The sequence below is a fragment of the Rhodanobacter sp. FW021-MT20 genome (assembly GCF_041107475.1).
Taxonomy (GTDB): domain Bacteria; phylum Pseudomonadota; class Gammaproteobacteria; order Xanthomonadales; family Rhodanobacteraceae; genus Rhodanobacter_A; species Rhodanobacter_A glycinis.
In genome coordinates this window covers 1-20,385 of the sequence record NZ_JBGBPX010000025.1, presented here as the reverse complement: position 1 = coordinate 20,385, position 20,385 = coordinate 1, and the positions used below count along the sequence as shown (strand labels likewise).

Sequence of the window (20,385 nt, the reverse complement as noted above, 5' to 3'; positions counted from 1 at the left end):
TAGATATTTGGGTGAAATAAATAAGGAGAATCAGGGGTGGATAGTAAAATAGCGGTCGCACGGTGCCACGAAATTCAACTTGCGACCAGAGATAAGGATATTTCCCGATTTGAGTCCATCCCTGAGATTGGTATGGCAGTGCAATTTGCACTACATATTCGTGGGTTGGCTGCTATTGACTATGATCAGGCGAAGTTTGTCGCAGCAGCGCTTCTGGGGATTCCTAGACTGGCATTCGATAGGATAGCCAGCCTGCTTGCGGAAATCGAGTTCATTAGGATAGGTGGTGGTCATACAGTACCAAGAATAATACTGCCTACAGTGCCATTCTTTGACGACCTTTACGAAGGTCTTGGCGGCTATTTCGATACTCTAAAACTCGACGAGTTTGAAGGGCTCACCCTTGAAATTGTTGACCGCCTTGCATCGTCACCATACAACGCCGATGCATTGGCTGGCCAACTGGGTGCAGAACGAAAAGCGTTTGACGATAGCGTGGAAATAGGCACCAAAGGCGGCTTCTTGGTGTCTAGACGGGCCCGTGCGAAAAGCGTTTTATTGAATCCATCATATTTCTCGGAAAATGCGGAACTTTTCGCAGATCACGTTGCCAGCGTTGGAGCTAAAAGCGTTAATGCGACTCTCAAGCTGCTAAGGCGCGCGCAGGGTTGGCCAGTGCAGCTTATCGAAAAAACAGGGGAAATTGCCGGTACGCGCGTCGATGCGGATGGGATAAAACTGCTGAAGCGTTTGGCGCAGGACGGAATGGTCAAGCCTCCAAGTATCACCACCACTCATGCCGGTACGTCCGTATTTCTTTTTACGCCAACTCCCGGTGTTGCCAATATAACTCCGTTTAAGCGGGAGATTTATGAAAGGGCTCTTGCAGTCGTCTCGGCAGTGCGCCAAGGGCAGCTCCTACCGAATAACTTTAGAATCAGAAGTCCGGGCGCGGTTCTCTATACATTGAGCAGAGATTTGCAGCTTCGTCCGACCTCCGATTACTCCGAGCAATATCAGGGACTGGTTCACTATCGTGTGGCACGTCTCGAAAAATTAGCGAATGGCTATTTTCAACTGAAAGTTATTGATACTCCGGAGAACAGGGAAGCTTTGAAGATTGCCTATGACCTAGTTACGGGTGGTAGTGCACCTGATTTGTCAGTCGACAACGAGGCTGTTAGTGCAATGTCTGGATCTCGAGAGTATGTGGAATCTCTGTTGAGCTCGAAGTTGTTGCGTGAGAAGGAGTTGGTGAAACTTTCCTCCGACGATGCGTTCGAGATTGAGCAACTAATTCTTGGATTCTAAAATATGATCAAGGATCGCGCACAGAAGTCGCTTGCTCTTCGACTCGCCGTCTCAAAGAAGTGGCTGCCTCAGTTGGAAGTTGAGATTGAGGCAGCCCAACGGTTGGACAGGTCTAGAAGCTTATTGACAGACGTGGATGTTCTAGCCATAGCTCAATCTTCCATTGCCCTTCATGAAAGATATGCGTTTGACTGCAAAAGCGGAGCCAAGGAGTCTGGGATAGGTAGGTCTTTCTGGCTTCGGGGAGTTATGACTAGGATTGGTGCTTCGTATGGCTTTGTTGTTCTGCCAGAGAAGATTAAAATTCTGCATGACCACCGAATTAGCGCCTCGGATATGTCAATATCGTTGCTACATGATGCTGAGCTTGTCGAGTTTGCTAAAAGCATTGGTGGCGGGACTGATAGTGCTGGATCAAAAGTCGGTGAGTTAGAGGCCTGGGAGAGCTTCCTTTCTGTTGGGTCAAAGTATCCGGCGCTGAACGAATACCTGTTGTTTGCACGGTCCGCATTTTGGTTGCTAAAGGACCCTGGCGAGCGATGCAGGCGTGTGGTCTCTCGTCTGCGTTCGATTCGCTCGGAGCTTGACCCGACCAAGCCTGAGCATATGAGCGTGTTCGGCGACGCCGTTTGCCTTTTCTTGGTCGCGGTTTCCGAACTTGCGGTGAGAGCCCTTCTTATTCTTCTCAAGCCGGTGTCGAAGGATGAATTTTCCTCCACCGTTCTTGCGATCTTGTACGGTGGCTATGAGAACTTGGACGCCGCTTTGAAGTTGCGACGTTTAACTACTGGGGCATCAGAAGGTGAGGAAGTGAGCATGTTCCCAGAGTTGAATCGGTTTGAGCAACTCGTGAGGGAGGTTATGCTCGCACCTCTTGACTCTCTGCCAGCTGCGCTACTTGCTCGTGATTTCTCGTTTTGCGAGTTGCTTTCGGACAAAAAGATTTCAGAATTCCAGATCAAGATCGCTTCGGATTCCCGGTTCAGTTTTAAGTTTGTGCTTCTCGCAGCGGAGTATTTACAACGGGCTGCGCGATTACCTACTGAATTTGGCACTTGTTATACGGATAGATCCTTGTCCTTACTTTCCTTGCTACCTAGATAAATATTGCGCGTTGGACTGCGAAAAGGTGTCAGGGACAATTTCCAAAACAGGGGTCAGAGTCTGAGGTTTCCCCACGTTTTCATGCTGGTACGCCCAGTTGATCAATCAAGGATGTAGCGGGTTGTCGTAGCTGATCAAGAAGGCGCGAGACCGAGATCGGCAACCATCGTCGCACGAGCGCTTCGCGGCCCAGTCGCATCACCGAGTACAGCCGGCGCTTGCTGCGATAGGGCGTCAACCACGTATCGATGCCAGCGGCTTCGCAGGCCATGCCCGCCAGCCATGTAGCAAACGCCGCCAGGGTACTGAGCAGCAGAAGCACCTCGATGCGCTGTCCCTTGCGGGTCAAGCTGTCTTCAAAGCCCTGGCCGTAACGATGGGATTTCAGGTCACGAAAGGACAGTTCGATCTGCATGCGGCGTGCGTAGAGCGCCACCACCTGCCGCATGCTCAGCTTGAGTTCGGGCGAGGCGATGAGTATCCATGGCTCACTTTCGCGCTTTGCGCTTTTGCGACTGTTGGAGTTGCGGGCCGGCACGCCCAGACGGTTACGGTCCTTGCGTCCTTTGGGTGGCTTGCCGTGCAGCACCACACGCGCCGTGAAAGGCGCGCTGCGCGTGATGTTCATCAGTCCGAAATCGCGTGTTCTGCCCATGTACTGTTCGTACATCGCCTTGCAAGGGACCCACTGTCCGGGGGCATCTTCCGCATCAGCCGGCTTGAGCTGTGTCGTGTTTCGCAGACGTCCCAACCAGTGCCACCCCATCGCCTCGACGGCTCGAAACCATGGGCCGCGAAAGCCTGCGTCAGTCACCAGGATGGGCGTGACGTTCTTCGGCAGTACGGCAGCGAGGCGCCGCAAAAACTGCTTCTCGGCTTTGGGCGAGGCTTGCTGGCCGGACGGAAAGACCATGTCCAGCACGGTCAGCGTTCGGCCGCCCACTGGGATCGCTGCGCGCAACAGATGCCAGCTGCGATCGGCCTTCAAATCCGACCAGTCGACGATGATCACCGGCTGTTCGCTACGCACCAACCAGCGCACCATCGCGGCATGGATGTGCTCGCGCTCGGCATGCAGATGACGGTTGCCGAGCAGACGATCCAACGCCTTAAGTGGCGCGCGAACGCGTTGTGCATCCGGCCAAGAGCGAGCCAAGTCGATCAGGGTCAGATGACAACCGGCGATCGTGGCTTCGACCGCCCGCATCAGGACACGGGAGCGCAGCGCATGGATCGCTTGAAGTGATTCTCCCAGACACTTTTGCAATACTTCTGTGGCGTGCATGCGGCGGTCCCCTCCGGCTTCGATACCCGTGAGGAATGACCGCTTCATGCGCGCACCGTTCCCTCAAGCGATGCGCAACCTATTGATTGAACGGGAAGATTTGTGGGGAAACCTCAGACTCTGACCCCGGTTTGGACCCCGTACAATGGCCCCACTGACCACCCGAGGCTCACCCGATGACCGAACCGCTACGCCTCGACAAATATCTCACCGCGCTCACCGGTTGCTCGCGACGCGAGGCCCAGCAGTACATCGAAGGCGGCTGGGTGAAGGTCGACGGTAGCGTCGTGGAAGAGCCGCAGTTCATGGTTGACACACAAGTCATCGAACTCGATCCCGCGGCCCAGTTGGCTCCCGCTGAACCGATTACCCTGGTGCTGCACAAGCCCGCTGGATACGACAGCAGTGACGGCGCAAACCCGGCCAGTGCGCTGGTCACTGCACTGACACGCACGCCTGACGATGCCTCCGGCGTGCGCCCGTTGCGGCGACACCTGCATCGATTGACCTCGCCGCTTTCGCTTCCGACAGATGCCAGCGGCCTGTTGATCTTCACCCAGGACTGGCGCGTCGTGCGCAAGCTGACCGAAGACATCCATCGCGTCGAACAGGAATTTGTCGTCGATGTGGAAGGCACGCTGATTCCGAACGGGCTGGCGCTGCTCAATCACGGCCTGCGCTTCAACAACTATGCGATGCCGCCGATCAAGGTCAGCTGGCAGAGTGAACAACGGCTGCGCTTCGCGTTCAAGGTATTGCGGCCGACCCAGATCGAACCGATGTGCAACGCGGTCGGACTCACCGTGCTGGGAATGAAATGTCTTCGCGTGGGGCGCATTCCGCTGGCGAAGCTGCCACCGGGACAATGGCGTTACCTGGCACCGCATGAACGCATCTGAGGGGCATTGGAAGTCGGTTCACCGATGAGGTTTTCCTCCGCATCCCCGCGTTTGATCGAGTCATTCCGCCGTCTCTTGCCGGAAAGTACACTCCACTCTGAAAGTGCACTCTGACCCCGGTTCCCCGGGCAGGGCGCCGATAGATGCCTGCCCTGGAAGGCCGCTTCACTTTTGGAAAGTGAGCCAGACCCCCCGGTCTTGCGCTGCAGAGCCGGGCTGTCCGTCAACCCCGGCGCGGCTCACTTCGTCCTCGTTGCCGCCCATTGGCGTCCCCTTTGGCCATCTTCAGAGCCTGCATGACCGCCTTGGCCACCGCGTTCGGCTGATCGATCTGGATGTCATGCGAGGTATCCGCAACGTGCACCAGCGTGCCGCGGGAGGAGGTGGCGACGATCTGCGCCTGCGTGCGGGCCCGGGCTTCTTCCAGCCCTTTGCGGTCACGCGGCAGCGCATCGGCATAGGTGTTGGCGGCGGACAGCACGATCAGGGGCGTTGCGCCGTGGGTCTCCTGCTTTGACACGGGCGGCTTGAATATCGCGGGATTGTTCTGGAGCACCGACAACACGGTGTGCCAGTACGCAGGCTTCGACATCAAGGCCAGGTTCACCGCGTTGAGCTTGGCGCTGGCGTGTGGATCGGGTCCGCCGAGACACTGGCTCAGTTCCTTGTTGGTGAACGTCAGCTCGTGCTTTTCGGCGGCCGCCTCGCATTGCCGAAGAAACGCGAACCGCTGCACCGAGAGAGTGTCCTCGTCCTTCTGCCAGCCGGGAGCAAACCGGCCGATGTCCTGCGCGGGCGGATCGAGCAGCACCATCGCGCTCACGTCCTCCGGATAGCGGCTCGCGTACTGCCGAACGATGTTGCTGCCCAGCGAATGCCCCACCATCACCAGCGGGGTCGCAAGGCCGGCGCGCTGGATCAGCGCGTGCAGATTGGATACGTCGGCGTCGAGGTTCCGCGGCAACGGCCCCTCGCTGCTGAAGCCGAAGCCGGCTCGGTCGTACGCGCAAACCCGGGCGTGGGCGGCCAGCAGCGGTTGTACCTTGAACCACGTGGAAGAATCGGCGAGCGCGCCGGCCTCCAGCAGGACGGTCTGCGGCCCGCTGCCCGAGCAGCGCAGGTTGAGATGGCGGCCATGGCCAAGGTCGATCAGCTTCGCCGCCTGCGCATAGCTGTCCGGCATGCGTTGCGGTGCGGTGGCGTGGCTGGCTTCGGTGGCCTGGGCCTGGCAGAACGCCATGACCAGCAAAAGGGCGCTACCCGCTTTCAGGTGCATCTTGTTCATGGCATGTCTCCCATTGATGACCCGGACAGGCGCGCCGGGCAGGCTCTTTCATCGACTTGAGGCGGTGCAGGAAGTTCAGCAAGTTCAGCAAGTTCCGAAGCGTATAAACGGGGTAGGGTTCACTGACAAACCGCCTTCAGCGCTTGTCGGAAACGGAGTCTTGCCCCGCCCGCTTGTCGAAACAGCCTGCGCCCGTTCGTCGACAGGAGGAAGCCAGCCGCTGGGGCTGCGCGGCCTTGAAGCATGCCATGAGCGAGTATCTGATCTATTTCAATCAGCCGTGGGTCGGCGAGCATTCCGAAACATGGTTCGAAGCGCGCGGCCCGCTGGCCAGGGCGGTTGTGGAAGAAATGAAGGCGGCCGGCATCCATGTGTTTGCCGGAGGCCTGGAGGAAGACCCGGCTGCCGCCTTCTGTGCGGACGCCACCAGCGGCACGCTGGTTTTCACTGACGGGCCGTACGTCTCGAACCCCCAGTTCCTGGGCGGATTCAGCGTGATCGACGTAGCCGACGAACAGGCAGCAAGACATTGGGCCGGCAAGCTGGCCGTGGCATGCGGCTGGCCACAGGAGGTTCGCCGGATCAAGTCGTAGCCGAAATCGAACGCGGGCCCGTATGTGTTGCATCCCTGCGTACGCGTGCGGTCTGTCGTAAAAGAGGATGCAGGGAGCTTGAAACAACGGCCTCCATCCACTTTGTGGTGCCGCGTGCCTGCTTCTTTACTCCGCAGCTTTGAGCATGTCGTCGAGGCGGGTGTAGCTGTGCTCCATGCCGTCGGTCATGCCGGTGGAGACTGCGTCTTCACGCGCTTGCTTCGACGCGAACGTCAGATTGCAGACGAGCGTGGTGACGCCGTCCTGCTCGCTGAGTTCAAGTGACACGATGCATGGATCGCCCGTTGGCATGGCGAAATCCATGTCGCCCGGGTCGAAGTATTGTTCGTGGGCCAGCCTGGATGGGGCGTCGACTTCGGTGAACGTACCGAGGAAGCCGAATCCGTTGCCGTCTTCGCGGTTTTTCCACTGCCATCGGTATTTGCCGCCAACGCGGACATCCATGTCGCACACCGGCATGTCCCAGCCGTCGTAACCCTGCCATTTCCGCACGAGTTCGGGGCGGGTATGTGCATCCCACACCAGTTGGCGGGGTGCGTTGAAGCTGCGTGTGACGCGGACTTCGCGATCGCTGGGAAGTGTCACTTGTGCGGGCTTGGGCATGGTCTTCTCCATGATGGTTCATCGTGGTTGCGCGCCGCCATGAGGATGAAGGGCGGCATGTTGGCGCTATTTTTTTGCCTGTTTGCGCCTGGACGGTTTGGCCTGGAGTTCATCGAGCAAGGCATCGAGGCGCTGGTAGTTCTGTTCAAAAATTTCGCGGTAACGTTCGATCCAATCCACGGCCTCTTGCAGTCGCTTCGGTTCCAGTTTGCGTGGGCGTCGTTGCGCATCGACATCCATCGAGATGAGGCCGGCGCGCTCCAGCACTTTCAGGTGCTTGGAGATCGCTGGCTGGCTCATTTCGAACGGCTCGGCGAGCTCCGTCACCGTGGCCTCTCCGGTAGCCAGCCGCGCCAGGATGGCGCGACGGGTAGGGTCGGCCAGCGCGGCGAAGGTGAGGTTGAGGCGTTCCGATATTTGCATAGCTGTTTAGTTTAATAACTGATAGGTAATATACGTGGGCGGAGTGGGGCGGTCAAGACCCTCGGGTCATGATGGGAAAGGAGGCTTAGTGGCACCCGGGCGCGGTCATCTCGCTGTTGCAGGGACGAAGCCATAGGCACCCGTGGGTGGCTGCGTGCAGTTGATCAGTGCGTCGCGCGCGCCGGTAACCCGACTCGCCATGCGGTCCAGGGAAAATCTGATTTTGCCCGTCATCCAGGCAAAAGCTGGAGGCGCTTTTCAACAGACGGATGCCTGATCATCCAGTGCCTTGCCCTTGATTCCGCCGCTTGCACGCTTCCACGTGATGGAGCAGGGAATGAGGGCATGTGCGGCGTCAGTTCGTATCTTTTGCGTAGTGGGCGATTCCCTCGGGCAATTGAACCCATGAGTGCTTGCGGCACTCATAGACGGAGTCTTGCGGGGCAGGGAAATCCGGGTCGGCAAATGCGCCGACTGCCACCATCACGTACGTGTCGTTCCCTTCTTCCGTGTGAAAAACCGTGCTTCCGCAAACAGGGCAAAACCTGAAGCGGAATTTTGCTCCCTGGTCGCCGGTGCGGACGTATTCGGTAGCGGTACCGGTAACGGCAAAAGGGGCGGCGTAAGCAGCCAGCGCCGCGAAAACGCTGCCGGTGCGCTGCTGGCACGCGAGGCAGTGGCAAATGCCGGCACCCAGCGAATCGCCTTGAACGTCGATGCTGAGTTGTCCGCAGCAACATGAAGCCGTTTTATGAGACATGGGCACCTCGACCGGAAATGGGTGATGGCATGCGTGTCACGCTGGCACGATTCCCATTGCGACCTGGACGCCTCCGTCGGGCCAGGTGGCGAGGGAGGTCAAGCGCCCTCCGTTTTCACTTGGCCAGAACGCTCTTGGCCGCCGCCACGCCGGATGCGGTGCAGACGTCGACCGGCCTGCCGCCGTCAAGATGGCAGATGGCTGCAGTCAGCAGGTTGACCCGGGGCATCACGCTTCGAAAGAGCGCACTTTTCGGGTCGGCCAGCGCGGTCGCGATTTGCTGCCAGTTCTGGTCCTTGAGCTGGTCCGGTGTCACCAGCAACTGGCCCAGTTCGTATTTGCCGTCGAGGTAGACAAAGGGGATGGATCCGGCGAAGTGCACGTACGGCGGTGCGTCGAAGGTGTTCAGGATCCGCATCTGCAACTTGTTCGGGATCATCAGCGGCTGCTCATCACGGTCCGCGGTTTCCACTGCCTGAAAGTCGAGATACGGGCTTTGATAGCTTGCGTGCTGGAAGGTCACCGTGACTGTGTTTGGATACACGTCGCTGGCGGTGGAGAGCATGTAACGCAGCCCGCCGAGCTTGCCGAAACGCAACAGCGTCAACATCACGCCCCAACGTTGGCTGGCGCAGTACGGACAGAAGTCGGCGCCGACGTACAGCAGTCCCACCTTGCCATCGGTGGTGAGGCGTGTGCCCGGGATGGCCTTGAGGACGGTCGCGTCCGGTTTGGTGCGGAAGGCGAGGCCGCGATGGCTGGCCTGCTCGAGAGTGGCCAGCAGTCGGGGTGCTACCGGCTGGTCGAGTTTCTGGTGCAGCGCCACCGGCGTCTTGGGTGCACTTATCCCGAAGAAACTGGATTGCGCCGACGCTGCGGGCGTGAAGGCAGCCGTGGCTGCGGCGGTCAGCATGGCCGCGATGACGATAAGACGGGGCATGGGTATCTCTTGGCGGATCGGCGAGCAGGAATCGTATGCCAAAAGCGCTGGCGGCAATCAGAAATCGCGCCATTTCACCCCAGGGCTCAAGCCCGCGTTGCCGCTCAGGCGGATGTTTCGCCATCCTTGTGGTCGCCACCCGCACCGTGGCCGTAGACCAGGGTGCCGCCCAGCCAGCCGCCGACCAGCAGAAAGACGAAGCCCGCCACGCTGAACGCTCGCGCCACGGTATCGGGGTGGATGAACTGACCTTCGTGATCGCGCAGCAGCAGGCTCACGAGGTAGAGGATGAAAGCCATGAACATGATGCCCATGTGCGTGAAGCCGGCACGTACCGACGCAGGTTCTTTCGGAATCGCGGTCAGCTCGAAGATGCCGACGATGATGGTCGGTATCGCGGCGAGTGCTCCGATCCAAAGCAACACATCGGCCAGGTGCCAGGCAGAAGGCCCGTAGTGCGGCGTGGCAAAGTCCGTGATGGTGGCGATTGACCAGCAGGCCACCGGGAAGTGGGCCAGCGTGGGATGCAGGGGATGGCGCATGACGGGGTGCCCATAAGAAGCCCGGGCTCACTTTTCCGGCACACGAACATGCCGAACCCGGCCCGAACAAACAGTCCTCGATTGTACGCTCCCGCGCCAAAGGCAGCGGGAAAGGCATCAGCCGCCTTCATCGCGTCGCGCTCACGGCATTTGGGCGCATAGTCGCGCGGCAGGCGTGGGGATCATCGGCGCTTGGGCTGCCATGGGACATGCGTCCGGTTCCGCCAAAGGGGATACGGACGGCGCACATGGCGCGACGGCATGGCGCCTCGTCCGGTGGGCGGACGTCGATCGTCGCAATAATCAATATCGCGCGGGAAGGAGTCTGAAGATGAAAGCGTCCATCGTGTTCGCCATGGCGTTCGGCTGCCTGTTGGCCATGCCTGCGGTGCAGGCCCAACAGGCGTCTGCACCGGCCGGGTCCACCGGTCAGTGCAAGGACGGCAGCTACACCAGCATTGCCAAAAAGCGCAGCTCGTGCCGGGGCCACAAGGGTGTGAAGGAGTGGTACGCGGCGAGCGGCAAGGCGAAGGCCAAGGCGTCGAAAAAGGCGACCAGGGCCGAAGCCGCCGCACCGGCGGCTGCACCGGCGACGGCTGCCGCCGCTGCCCCGAAGAAATCGATGGGCTGGACCAAGCCCGCCGCCACGGCTGCACCGGGCGGCGGCGCGGGGATGGTCTGGGTCAATGACAGCAGCAAGGTCTACCACTGCCAGGGCGACAAGTGGTACGGCAAGACCAAGCACGGCGAGTACATGAGCGAGGCGGCCGCCAAGGCCAAGGGTGATCATGCCGAGCACGGCAAGGCCTGTTCGTAATCATCTGGGCGACGGCATGGCCGTCGATCAGATGGGTGTAATGCGAAGGCCGGCGCAAGCCGGCTTTCGTTTATGCCGGCGACAGGGAGCCGAATGGGATCGTTGTCTCCTGCCTGGTTCGGGAACGAGGGCATTCGTGGGAAAATTCCTGCCTTGCCCCTTGAGCGCAGGGTCGCCCCCGCGATCGTCATCCGCCTCCGAAGAGGACCTTGGCGACACGGCTGATCAGGCAGGCTTCCGCGGCGGGGTATCCCCTCGCATCATTTCATTCCCGAGAGTTCCGCATGCCCCGTTACATTGGTCCCCTGTTCGTGCGCGCAACCACCCAAGCCCTGTTGGCCGCCCGCGATGCTGGTGCGGGCGAATGGAGCGGTTCGCTCGATCTGGGCCTGTCGCAGGGCACGGCATTGCTGCAGTCAGAAGCCTGGCAATGGCGGGGCGTGCGTTATCCGTATCCGCCGTCGCTGAAGGATCGGACGATCTACTACTGGGACGGTGACGAGTTCGTATCGGCGGCGCGTTTCTCCAGTTCGCTGATCAAACTGGTGCCGACCGAATGGGGCGCGCCGACGTTCGAGATCGATGGCATCAAGATGCTGCCCACCTCGAAGCAATCGCCGTTCGAGGATGCGCGCCACAAGGTGGCGCTGATCGAACCGCGCGGCAAGCGCGTGCTCGATACCTGTGGTGGCCTTGGCTACTTTGCGGCCCGCTGTCTGCAGGCGGGTGCGGCGCGCATCGATTCGTTCGAGAAGAATGCCGACGTGTTGTGGCTGCGCACGCTCAACCCGTGGTCACCGGACGCTGAAGACCCGGCCAATGAAGGGCGCCTGCAGTTGCGCCACGCCGATGTATCGCTGGCGATCAGCCAGGTCGCGGATGCCTCGATCGACGCTGCGCTGCACGATCCGCCGCGTTTTGGTATTGCCGGCGAACTGTATTCGCAGGTGTTCTACGACCACCTCGCGCGCGTGCTGCGTCGTGGCGGGAAACTGTTCCACTACACCGGGAGCCCGAACAAGCTCACCACCGGTCGGGATGTGCCGCGTGAAGTGGCCAAGCGGCTGGAGAAGGCCGGATTCAAGCTGCAGCTCGCGCTGGATGGCGTGCTCGCGTTGCGGCGTTGAACCAAACCTCTGGCTTGGAACGCACTTTTTCAGAAAAGCCAGCGCCGTTCCGTGTCTTGCTGGCCGTCGATTCCCGCATACTTGCCGTCCCACAGGAGGGCATATGGAAACGATCCACGTAGTGCAGCCGTTCGACCACGCGAAGCAGGGTTTGAAAGCAGGCCAGGTGTTGCAGTTCAAGACGGCCGACGAGGCTGCACGCAGGGCCGCGCTGATGGCCGACAAGCATGCCGGCGTGATTGCCTACAGCATGGATGTGGACGAAGAAGGCGGGGATTACGGTACGCCGCGCGTGCTGTTCCAGTCCGGCGAAGTACCGGAGTTCTGATCTCGCAAGCCACACAGCGTCGGGATGGAGAACGCTGAACGGGGTTCGCTCAGTGGCCTCCATCCGGCTTCTTCGATTCGGCAGCCGCGCGTTTGGGTGTATCAGGCGGGCACCATGTCTTGAGGCGTTTGCCGGCGCGGAACAGGTCGATGCATACCTGCATCTCGGCCTTGAAGGCCAGGTCAGGCGTGTTGATCGGGCAGCCGTATGGCAACGGTCCGCTCGCCTTGTAGATGGCGATGCAGGTTGCCAGTGGCAACGGCTTGGCCGGATGCGGATTGCCGGCCAGTGGCGCGGACGGCAGGCTGATGCGTTCGTCGCGATCCTTGGACGACGGGGGCAGGGGTGGTGCGGCGCACAGCATGTTGGTAGCCATGCTGCTCTTCTTGGGATTGCAGATGCTTTTGGCGATCTTCTTGAGCGCATCACCCATATGGCGACCCAGCGCGCCACCGGCGGTCTCGTTCGGCGGCGGGAAATATTTTTCGAACCGGGTTTGTGTGGTGTGCAGCCGGTTCAGGTCGTGCTGCATGATCCGGCGATCGTCCGCGGGCTTGGGCTGCTTGGCCTTGGCGCTTTGGGGCGCCCAATGGTTGGTCGGGGGCGGTAGTCGTACCGAGCCATCTTTCGCGAACACACTGTTGTCCGCCGCCGTGGCTACGGAAGCCGCTTGTGCTGGCGCTGTTTCATGATCCTGCACGACCATCGCGCCACGGCGTGGTTTCTCGTGCGTGACGGGGCGGGCGTGTGGCGTCGCTCCCTGCGGCGACGCGGTCAATTGGGGCGGCGCGGGTGGCTGCGCGGCGGATGGCGTGCTGGTCTGGTCCAGCAGGCGCACCACCAGCACTTGGTTGATATCCGCGTGCACCCGCGTCGAGTGCGCCGGACTGGACCGCATCTCGTTCCACAGCACCAGCGCGAACAGCGCGTGCAGCACCAGGGTCAACGTCAGCGCGAGCGCCCACTCCCGGCGTGTCAGCGACGGTGGCTGTCGCCAACGCCGGCGCCGCAGGGTCTCGCGTGTACCGATGTCGAGAGATGCCAGACCGCGTGCGCGATCCTCCTCGGAGGGATGTCGGACCTGCCCGGAACGTTCGATGAGACGGCCTCATTCAAGCGAAATACCCAAACGAAGCTTGCGCATGCCGGCGGCATGGCTGTGTTTCGGGCGATCCCGGTAGACAGATTCTCTCGCGCAGGGTTCCCGCGATGGCAAAAATGGAGGCTTGCCTTGTCTGTCTCGATCGTCCTGCCCAGACCGCCGAGCGCACCACGCCACCGTCCACGCGCGTCGCCGCACGGCCCACAATCCGCTCACGGCCTTGATCGCTGCGAGGGTTGAGTGGCCCCTGTTCGGGCAGGTCTCGCCAGCAGCCTCGCGTTTACGGCAAGATGCTCCCTTCAGGGAATCTCGAAAAACCTTTCAATTTGCGTCATTCCGGCGAAAGCCGGAATCCAGTGCCTTTGTACTTCAGGCGTTTTAAAGTCGCTGGATCCCGGCTTTCGCCGGGATGACGAGCAAATAAAGCGGTTGTTCGAGACTCCCTTCAGGGAAGGAGGGGACATCATGAACACCACGACTGCGGCCCAACCGCCAATGCTGCCTGCGGCACCACTCGTCATCGCCGGTTTCTGGCGTCGGTTGTTTGCGCTCATTATCGATCTGCTGATGCTGGGTGCGCTCGGCATGATTATCGGCACGCTGTTTTTCGGTCCGCTGGCACGCATGGGGGATGCGGCGAAGCTGATCGGTTTCGTGATCGCGCTGGCGTACTTTGGTCTGTGCAACAGCCGTGTGTTCGGCGGGCAGACTCTGGCCATGCGCTGGCTGGGCTTGCGTGTGGTCGATGCGCAGGGCGGGGTGCTGTCGTTGCCGCGCTCCATGTTGCGTTACGTGGTGCTGGGCGTGCCTTTTTTTGCCAATGGCACCGCGTTCAATTCGCAATGGATGCTGACGTCCGCGCTCGGCTATGTGCTTGGCTGTGTGCTGGCGCTGATGGTCTTCGGTGGCATCTTGTCGATCATCTATCTCTATGTTTTCAACCGCCGCACGCGGCAGTCCCTGCACGATCTGGTGGTAGGTTCGTACGTGGTACAGGCGGTTCCTGCGGCGGCGCGTGCGAACTTCCCGTCGATCTGGCGAGTGCATCTGGTGGCCGTGGCGGTGCTGGCGTTGTTGGCGCTGGGTGCGCCAGCAGTGGCGAAACGACTGGCTGCGACCACCAGCTTTGCCGGCATGCTTCCGATGTATCAGACACTGTCGATGCAGCCTCATGTCATGTCGGCGCAGGTGGGGCGCACGCGGCTCAACTTCAACGGCAGCGTGACCTGCTCCATGCAGGCGACGCTACGGCTGGATGCGCCGCTGTCGGATGACAGCGCCATGGCGAAGCGCATCGCCCAGTTGGTTGCCAGGGCGGACCACGGCATCGCCCGCGAGGACACCGTGCGAATCACGCTTGTGTACGGCTACGACATGGGTATCGCGTCGGGGTGGAAGTCACATGGATACTCCTTCAAGCCAGCAGAACTGAAGTAGACGGACAGCGGGAAAATGCCGGCGCGCTATCATGCTTCGATGCCTGTGCGCCGGCATGTCGCGGTGCGATGCCTGTCGTGCGCCACGAGGCGATCGGCGCATGCCTTCCACTGCGAGCAAAAACATGATCAAGCACGAAACAATCAATATCCGTACCCCGGACGGGCAATGCGCGACGCATGTGTTTGCGCCTGAAGGGGCGGGACCCTGGCCGGCGGTAATCGTCTACATGGATGCGTTCGGTATTCGTCCGGGATTGATGGAGGTGGGCGAGCACATCGCCGCCGGTGGCTACGTGGTGCTGGTGTCGGATCTGTTCTACCGGTACGGCGCCTATGGTCCGCTTGATCCAAAGGAAGTGTTCGCCAGCGGCGGCTTCCGGGCCGTAGTCGGGCCGCTGATGGCGAGCACAGACAACGTCAAGGCGGCGCAGGATACCGAAGCGCTGCTGGCGTATCTCGACACACGCAAGGACGTGGCCGGCGCCGCGATCGGCACGGTCGGTTTCTGCATGGGCGGCGGCATGGCAATCGCCGCGGCAGGGACGTATCCCGATCGCGTGGCGGCTGCCGTCAGCTTCCACGGTGGCCGGCTGGCCACTGACGACCCAAGCAGCCCGCACTTGCTGGCGCCGAAGATCCGCGCCGAGTTGTACGTTGCGGTGGCCGACAACGATGGCAGTAGCCCGCCGGACATGGTCGAGCGCTTCGAGCAGGCGCTGGACGATGCGGGCGTGCGCTACCGCTGCGAACTGTATCGCGGCGCTTCGCACGGCTGGATGAAGCCGGACTTCCCGGTTTACGACGAGGCGGCGGCCAAGCGCGGCTGGTCCGAGATGTTCGCGCTGTTCGACCGCGTGCTGAAACAGGAGCGGCCGGACGCGGCATGAAACGGTGTCGCGAGCGGATGGAGATGGACTGGAATCACCCGACGGTCAACCGTTCGCGCTGAGCGTAGCCCGTGCAACGGGCGGAGTCGAAGCGTCACCGAGCGTGGGCAGCCCATCGCCGACATGTCCTTCGACTTCGGCCCGCGGCCTGCGCCCAGGGCGAACAGAGTCCGGGCAAGCGCCATGCGTGCCGGAGACAACTCTCCCTGATCGTGGCGCACAATGGCGCGTCGCCCATCCTTGAGCTTCGAGCTGCCACCATGAAGAAAGCACTCGTTTTCGGCGCCACCGGATTCATTGGTTCGCAGTTGCTGCCGATGCTGTTGGCAAGCGCCGATTACGACCGCGTCACCATCGTCGTGCGGCGTGACCCGGGCGTGACGCACGCGAAGCTGGTGACGCTCGTTGGTGATATCGATGCACTACCCGCGCTGGCCGACAGGATCGACGCGGATGACGTCTTCATCGCACTCGGCACGACCAAGGCCAAGGTGCCCGACGAGGCGGCCTATTACCGTATCGATCACGACTACCCGGTGCGCGCCGCCGCCGTGGCACAGGCGCGTGGCGCCACCGGTGTCTTCCTGGTCTCGGCAGTGGGTGCGAATGCGGGCTCGTCGCTTTTCTACATTCGTACGAAGGGCGCGACGGAGCGCGACGTGATCGCGTTGGGTATCGCACGCACGCATATCTTCCGGCCGTCGCAGTTGCTTGGTCATCGCGAAGAGCGTCGGCCACTTGAGCGACTCAGTATCGCGGTGTGGCCGGCGATCGACTGGCTGTTCGTGGGTGGCGCACGCAAGTACCGCGGCATCGCGGGTGTGGATGTCGCGCGCGCGATGGTGCGGGCCGCAAGCGACGGCGCCATCGGTGTGAACATCCACGAGTGGGCCGACATGAAAGCGCTGGCGTCGCGCTGAACGGATGGGACGAGCCATGCGCAATGGGGCAACACGGGCCCGGCTTCGGCACGGCAGGGCGCGCGCGTTTTCTGGCCTCGCCCTTGGGTGTGTTTGGTAGTCTTTTCGTCAGGCAAACGTACCCGACTTCTTTGAAACCAAGGTGGAAACCATGCATGCACCCCAGTCACCCGGTGTCGACCCGAATGGCCTGCAGGAATATTCGGTGGTGTTCACTGATCGCGCGCTCAACCACATGTCGCAGCGCTTCCAGCAGGTCATGCACGACCTCTCGAGAAACCTGAAGACGGTTTATCACGCGCACGCGGTGGCGCTTGTCCCGGGTGGCGGTACGACGGGCATGGAATCCGTGGCGCGGCAATTTGCGCATGGCAAGAACGTGCTGATCATCCGCAATGGCTGGTTCAGTTATCGCTGGAGCCAGATCTTCGAGGTCGGCCGGATTCCTTCGCACACTACGGTGCTCAAGGCCCGTCCGACCGGTACCGCGCACCAGGCCCCGTTTGCGCCGCCCCCGATCGACGACGTCATCGCCAGCATTGCCGAGCACAAGCCCGACCTGGTGTTCGCGCCGCACGTGGAAACCTCGTCTGGCATGCTGTTGCCCGATGACTACTTGCAGCGCGTGGCGACGGCCGTGCACGCACATGGCGGCATGTTCGTGCTGGATTGCATCGCCAGCGGCACACTGTGGGTCGACATGGAAAAAGTGGGCGTGGACGTCTTGCTGAGCGCCCCGCAAAAAACCTGGAGCGCAAGCCCTTGCGCGGCTTTGGTGATGCTTTCAGCCGAGGCGGAGGCACGGCTCAAGGCCACGCAAAGTTCCAGCTTCACCCTGGATCTGGCCAAATGGCGCGCGGTGATGACGGCGTACGAAAACGGCGGTCACGCCTATCACTCGACCATGCCCACCGACGCGCTGGTGACACTGCGTGATGCCATGGACGAAACCGTGGCGATGGGCCTGGAACACGCCCGCAACGCGCAACTGGAGTTGGGTCGCAAGGTGCGGGCCTTGCTGGCGCACCGTAATCTTCCCAGCGTGGCTACCGAAGGCTTCCAGGCACCCGGCGTGGTGGTGAGCTACACCGATGACGATGCTATCCACAATGGCAGTGCATTCGCCAAACGCGGCCTGCAGATTGCCGCCGGTACGCCGCTGGCCTGCGACGAGCCTGCCGATTTCAAGACATTCCGCCTCGGCCTGTTCGGTATCGACAAGCTCAGGGATGTCGACGGCACGGCGCAACGACTGGACGATGCACTGAACGACATGCAGGCGGGTACCTGAGTGCCAGTCACGCGTGACTCGAATGGCCTTCCATACCTATGGCAGGCCAGCGCCTCAACGGTGATAAATGAAGGCGAGTGATTCGTTCCACTGACTGCGTGAGCCGAACCGGGTCACCAGCGGACTGTCGCCGGCCGCACCGAGCAGTTGTCCATAGGCCAGTGCCAGCGCGAAACCGGTGTGTGGGCTGGTCGGCATGAACAGATCGTACTCCAGCGTGGCAAGCTGACTGCCGGCGCCCGGTTGCCAGGCGCGCACTCCCAGGGCGTCGGCCTGTTCCGTGGTAACGCCGAAGAAGCGATTCATCGCGGCGTGATTCATCGCCTGCCAGCTCAGTTGCAGCGAGTGATGTAGCAGCCCAACCGATGGCAGGTCCCATTCGGCATACAGCCTGAGATAGGCGCCCGCGCCTTGGGTGTCGTGACTGAGGTCGACGCCCGCATCCATTTGCTTGCTCAGCTGCCATTCGAGGTAGCCACCCAGGGTCAGCCGTGGCGATAGCGTATTGATCTTGCTGCGCAGTGCACCGAGGTCATCACCATCGCGGCCCCATTGGTAATCGCCATAAACGCCGCCATGCAGCACCGGGCCACCGATCAGATCGAACTGCAGGCCGTCCATGGTGGACAGGCTGAGGTGTCCGGGGATCTCGATGTCGACATAGGGGACCGGTTGGTTGCGCGCTTTCCTGGCGCCGGGCCACGCTGGCATGCGTTCCACGCCGATGCCGCCGGCAAACGTCGGCTGGACGTCGGAATCGGCAAGGCAGACTTGCGTCGACAACAGGCAGGCCAGCAGGCCCGCCGGGAGCCATTGTCGCCAGATTCGCGAGAGTGGATGTGCGTGGTTCATGGGGAGGCCAGCATAGCGGCTGGATCCATGATTGGAGGTCAACGCACCACGCGGCTGCTCAGCCTGCGTTTGGTTGGCGCGTGATGGCGAGCAGGTGGCAGGGAGGGGGCGTGGACTCGTCGAGTGGGCACATCCCCTGCCAAAGGCTTCAATAGCTTGAGCGCGAAGCTCACACGCCTTGTTCGGGCCGGATCGCCCTGGTACCTCGGCAAGCTGGATGTTTCGAGCAACCCCAGGGAATATCGAATAACCTTATTTTGCTCGTCATTCCTGCGAAAGCACATTGCTGTCCGGAATAATTTCGAATACCCGCAGTCGTGCGGTGGCATATGCCGAAATCGGTTTTTGCCCGTCATTCCGGCGAAGGCCGGAATCCAGTAGCCATATGGCTTGGACAGGCGTGATCGCTACTGGATCCCGGCCTGCGCCGGGATGACGAGCCGGAGAGGTGGTCGCTGCCAGAAATGGAGTCGCCCCCTTGTTGCATCTCGCGCAAGCGGCGCGGGTATTCACTCTCGAAGGACATCCCAGGATTATTCCGGACAGCAGTGTGCGAAAGCAGGAATCCAGCGCCTTTGCTTTTCAATGGGTGGACGGCACTGGACCCCAGCTTGACCAGCCCTTCGGCTGTTGAGAGCCGCTGGGGTGACAGAGGGTCTTCGATGCCCCCCAAAGTGCGTTTGAGCAAAAGCCATGGCTCCGGAATAAATCCATGCCGTGACGTCGAGCCCGTCGTGGTGCAAGGCAGGGCGATCGAAGGCCATGATCCCGGCACGAATTCGCGACCCATGGTCGTAGGAGCCCGCTGGCGGGCGATGCTCCCGCTTCTATTTCATCCAGAAAAGCATCGCCCGCGAGCGGGCTCCTACGGAGCGGCGACTACGGTGCCGGCGTCAGACGTCAGCCCTGTCACACCGGAAGCAGTGGTGTGATCGAACGGATTTATTCCTGACAGAAGGCGGCAGGATGACGACGGTTGTTCGAAGATCCCTGTCGGGTTTCCAGACGGCGCGCTGCTTCCTACGAGGCCGGCGGCGTGGCGCCGGTGAACTTCACGGCCTGGGCGCCGCTGATGGGCCCGGCAACCTTGGCCTGGTCGTTGATGTAGAGCTTGACCGGCCTTTCGAAGACCAGCGGACCATTCACGGTTGCGCCTGCATCGATCACGATTCGCGGCACATGGTTGCTGCCGAAGTGGATGCCGAAGAACTCGTTGCCGTTGCCGTTGCCATCGGTTTTTTCCACCTTGATGCCACCGTCGACCACGGCATTGCCGGTGATGTGGATGTCGCCGTTCGCCGTGGTGATGCCATGGCCAACGTGGGCACCATCGATCTCGATTCGATCGTTGACGTTGCCCAACGAGCCATTCACGGCCGACCCTGCGGCAAGGTCGAGCTCGCCGTTGACGGTCTCGGCGTCGCCCAGGACCTTGGCGTCCTTGGCGAGGGTGATGTCGCCATTGACCGTATGGACGGCTCCGGCCTGCGCGCCTTCGGCGAGGTGAATCGAGCCGTTGACGGTAGCGGCCTTGTCGGCCTTGGCATGGGCCTGCAGGCTTATCGCCCCGTTCACGGTGGTTGCATCGGAAACGGTGGTGCCAGCCGGAACATCAACGGAACCATTGACGCCGTTCACGCATGCAGCGGTGGCGAGCGGCAACACCAGCAGGGCGATGACGTAGGTGCAAAGACGTGCGTGTGGCATGGCGGCCTCGTGCGCGTAGTGGAGGGAAGCGTCGATCGAAGGGATCGTGCAGCAACGTCGGTGGTTTGCCAATAGCAGGCTGTTGAGAATGCCTCTTCCGAGGGCATCGCGATAGGGTATTTCTATCGTCGGGGGTTCATGTCGGCTTC

21 protein-coding genes are annotated in these 20,385 nt (G+C 61.2%); 11 read left to right on the top strand and 10 right to left on the bottom strand.

Annotated elements, in window-relative coordinates:
- The first annotated feature begins 36 nt into the window (after window positions 1–36).
- Together AB7849_RS18050 and AB7849_RS18045 are read left to right on the top strand one after the other, a co-directional pair.
- Window positions 37–1,311 (top strand): hypothetical protein, encoded by a 1,275-nt coding sequence (locus AB7849_RS18050; RefSeq protein ID WP_157617974.1) that lies wholly within the window; start codon window positions 37–39, stop codon window positions 1,309–1,311.
- A 3-nt stretch (window positions 1,312–1,314) separates the two neighbouring features.
- Window positions 1,315–2,415 carry a hypothetical protein gene (locus tag AB7849_RS18045; RefSeq protein WP_369501488.1) on the top strand — a complete coding sequence of 367 codons (1,101 nt, stop codon included), beginning with the start codon at window positions 1,315–1,317 and terminating at the stop codon, window positions 2,413–2,415.
- Window positions 2,416–2,494: 79 nt separating this feature from the next.
- Here the strand turns inward: AB7849_RS18045 and AB7849_RS18040 are convergent, their stop codons facing one another.
- Window positions 2,495–3,700, bottom strand: coding sequence for an IS4 family transposase (locus tag AB7849_RS18040; RefSeq protein ID WP_369501487.1), 1,206 nt, complete (start codon window positions 3,698–3,700; stop codon window positions 2,495–2,497).
- Window positions 3,701–3,876: 176 nt separating this feature from the next.
- Between AB7849_RS18040 and AB7849_RS18035 the strand changes: the two genes are divergently transcribed.
- Window positions 3,877–4,599, top strand: coding sequence for an rRNA pseudouridine synthase (locus AB7849_RS18035; RefSeq protein ID WP_008207665.1), 723 nt, complete (start codon window positions 3,877–3,879; stop codon window positions 4,597–4,599).
- A 223-nt stretch (window positions 4,600–4,822) separates the two neighbouring features.
- Here the strand turns inward: AB7849_RS18035 and AB7849_RS18030 are convergent, their stop codons facing one another.
- Complete coding sequence (locus AB7849_RS18030) at window positions 4,823–5,839, bottom strand: alpha/beta fold hydrolase (protein WP_369501494.1); 1,017 nt, start codon at window positions 5,837–5,839, stop codon at window positions 4,823–4,825.
- Between the two features lie 293 nt (window positions 5,840–6,132).
- On the opposite strand from AB7849_RS18030, the gene AB7849_RS18025 reads away from it, so the two are divergent.
- Window positions 6,133–6,477, top strand: a complete 345-nt coding sequence (locus AB7849_RS18025) for a YciI family protein (RefSeq protein ID WP_008207670.1) — start codon at window positions 6,133–6,135, stop codon at window positions 6,475–6,477.
- Between the two features lie 126 nt (window positions 6,478–6,603).
- Here AB7849_RS18025 and AB7849_RS18020 read toward each other — a convergent pair whose 3' ends face one another.
- From AB7849_RS18020 to AB7849_RS18000, 5 genes are all read right to left on the bottom strand, one after another.
- On the bottom strand, window positions 6,604–7,113 hold the full coding sequence (locus AB7849_RS18020; RefSeq protein WP_008207672.1) for an SRPBCC family protein: 510 nt from the start codon (window positions 7,111–7,113) through the stop codon (window positions 6,604–6,606).
- Window positions 7,114–7,167: 54 nt separating this feature from the next.
- Entirely contained in the window at window positions 7,168–7,524 is a 357-nt protein-coding gene (locus AB7849_RS18015) for an ArsR/SmtB family transcription factor (protein WP_008207674.1), read from the bottom strand.
- A gap of 355 nt (window positions 7,525–7,879) precedes the next feature.
- Window positions 7,880–8,284 (bottom strand): GFA family protein, encoded by a 405-nt coding sequence (locus AB7849_RS18010; protein WP_008207677.1) that lies wholly within the window; start codon window positions 8,282–8,284, stop codon window positions 7,880–7,882.
- A gap of 115 nt (window positions 8,285–8,399) precedes the next feature.
- Window positions 8,400–9,281 (bottom strand): DUF929 family protein, encoded by an 882-nt coding sequence (locus AB7849_RS18005; protein ID WP_192810799.1) that lies wholly within the window; start codon window positions 9,279–9,281, stop codon window positions 8,400–8,402.
- A 47-nt stretch (window positions 9,282–9,328) separates the two neighbouring features.
- Window positions 9,329–9,766: a DUF2231 domain-containing protein gene (locus AB7849_RS18000; RefSeq protein ID WP_008207680.1), complete on the bottom strand. Its 438-nt coding sequence runs from the start codon at window positions 9,764–9,766 to the stop codon at window positions 9,329–9,331.
- A gap of 331 nt (window positions 9,767–10,097) precedes the next feature.
- Between AB7849_RS18000 and AB7849_RS17995 the strand changes: the two genes are divergently transcribed.
- The 3 genes from AB7849_RS17995 to AB7849_RS17985 all read left to right on the top strand — a co-directional run bounded on the left by AB7849_RS17995 (window position 10,098) and on the right by AB7849_RS17985 (window position 12,038).
- Window positions 10,098–10,583, top strand: a complete 486-nt coding sequence (locus AB7849_RS17995) for a DUF3761 domain-containing protein (protein ID WP_369501486.1) — start codon at window positions 10,098–10,100, stop codon at window positions 10,581–10,583.
- A gap of 284 nt (window positions 10,584–10,867) precedes the next feature.
- Window positions 10,868–11,710, top strand: a complete 843-nt coding sequence (locus tag AB7849_RS17990; protein ID WP_008208280.1) for a class I SAM-dependent methyltransferase — start codon at window positions 10,868–10,870, stop codon at window positions 11,708–11,710.
- A 103-nt stretch (window positions 11,711–11,813) separates the two neighbouring features.
- Entirely contained in the window at window positions 11,814–12,038 is a 225-nt protein-coding gene (locus tag AB7849_RS17985) for a hypothetical protein (protein WP_008208276.1), read from the top strand.
- A gap of 49 nt (window positions 12,039–12,087) precedes the next feature.
- Here the strand turns inward: AB7849_RS17985 and AB7849_RS17980 are convergent, their stop codons facing one another.
- Window positions 12,088–12,975 (bottom strand): hypothetical protein, encoded by an 888-nt coding sequence (locus AB7849_RS17980; RefSeq protein WP_237711752.1) that lies wholly within the window; start codon window positions 12,973–12,975, stop codon window positions 12,088–12,090.
- 405 nt (window positions 12,976–13,380) lie between these two features.
- Here AB7849_RS17980 and AB7849_RS17975 point away from each other — a divergent pair, with 405 nt between their 5' ends.
- From AB7849_RS17975 to AB7849_RS17960, 4 genes are all read left to right on the top strand, one after another.
- Window positions 13,381–14,577: an RDD family protein gene (locus AB7849_RS17975; protein ID WP_369501485.1), complete on the top strand. Its 1,197-nt coding sequence runs from the start codon at window positions 13,381–13,383 to the stop codon at window positions 14,575–14,577.
- Between the two features lie 124 nt (window positions 14,578–14,701).
- Window positions 14,702–15,466: a dienelactone hydrolase family protein gene (locus AB7849_RS17970; RefSeq protein WP_081491691.1), complete on the top strand. Its 765-nt coding sequence runs from the start codon at window positions 14,702–14,704 to the stop codon at window positions 15,464–15,466.
- 260 nt (window positions 15,467–15,726) lie between these two features.
- Window positions 15,727–16,386 carry an NAD-dependent epimerase/dehydratase family protein gene (locus AB7849_RS17965; protein WP_008208269.1) on the top strand — a complete coding sequence of 220 codons (660 nt, stop codon included), beginning with the start codon at window positions 15,727–15,729 and terminating at the stop codon, window positions 16,384–16,386.
- 151 nt (window positions 16,387–16,537) lie between these two features.
- Complete coding sequence (locus tag AB7849_RS17960) at window positions 16,538–17,677, top strand: aminotransferase class V-fold PLP-dependent enzyme (protein ID WP_008208267.1); 1,140 nt, start codon at window positions 16,538–16,540, stop codon at window positions 17,675–17,677.
- A 54-nt stretch (window positions 17,678–17,731) separates the two neighbouring features.
- Here AB7849_RS17960 and AB7849_RS17955 read toward each other — a convergent pair whose 3' ends face one another.
- Both AB7849_RS17955 and AB7849_RS17950 read right to left on the bottom strand, forming a co-directional pair.
- The gene (locus tag AB7849_RS17955; protein WP_008208266.1) at window positions 17,732–18,529 is read right to left on the bottom strand and encodes a MipA/OmpV family protein; all 798 of its coding nucleotides are present in this window, start codon (window positions 18,527–18,529) and stop codon (window positions 17,732–17,734) included.
- 1,020 nt (window positions 18,530–19,549) lie between these two features.
- Window positions 19,550–20,236, bottom strand: a complete 687-nt coding sequence (locus AB7849_RS17950; RefSeq protein WP_008214073.1) for a hypothetical protein — start codon at window positions 20,234–20,236, stop codon at window positions 19,550–19,552.
- Window positions 20,237–20,385 lie beyond the last annotated feature (149 nt).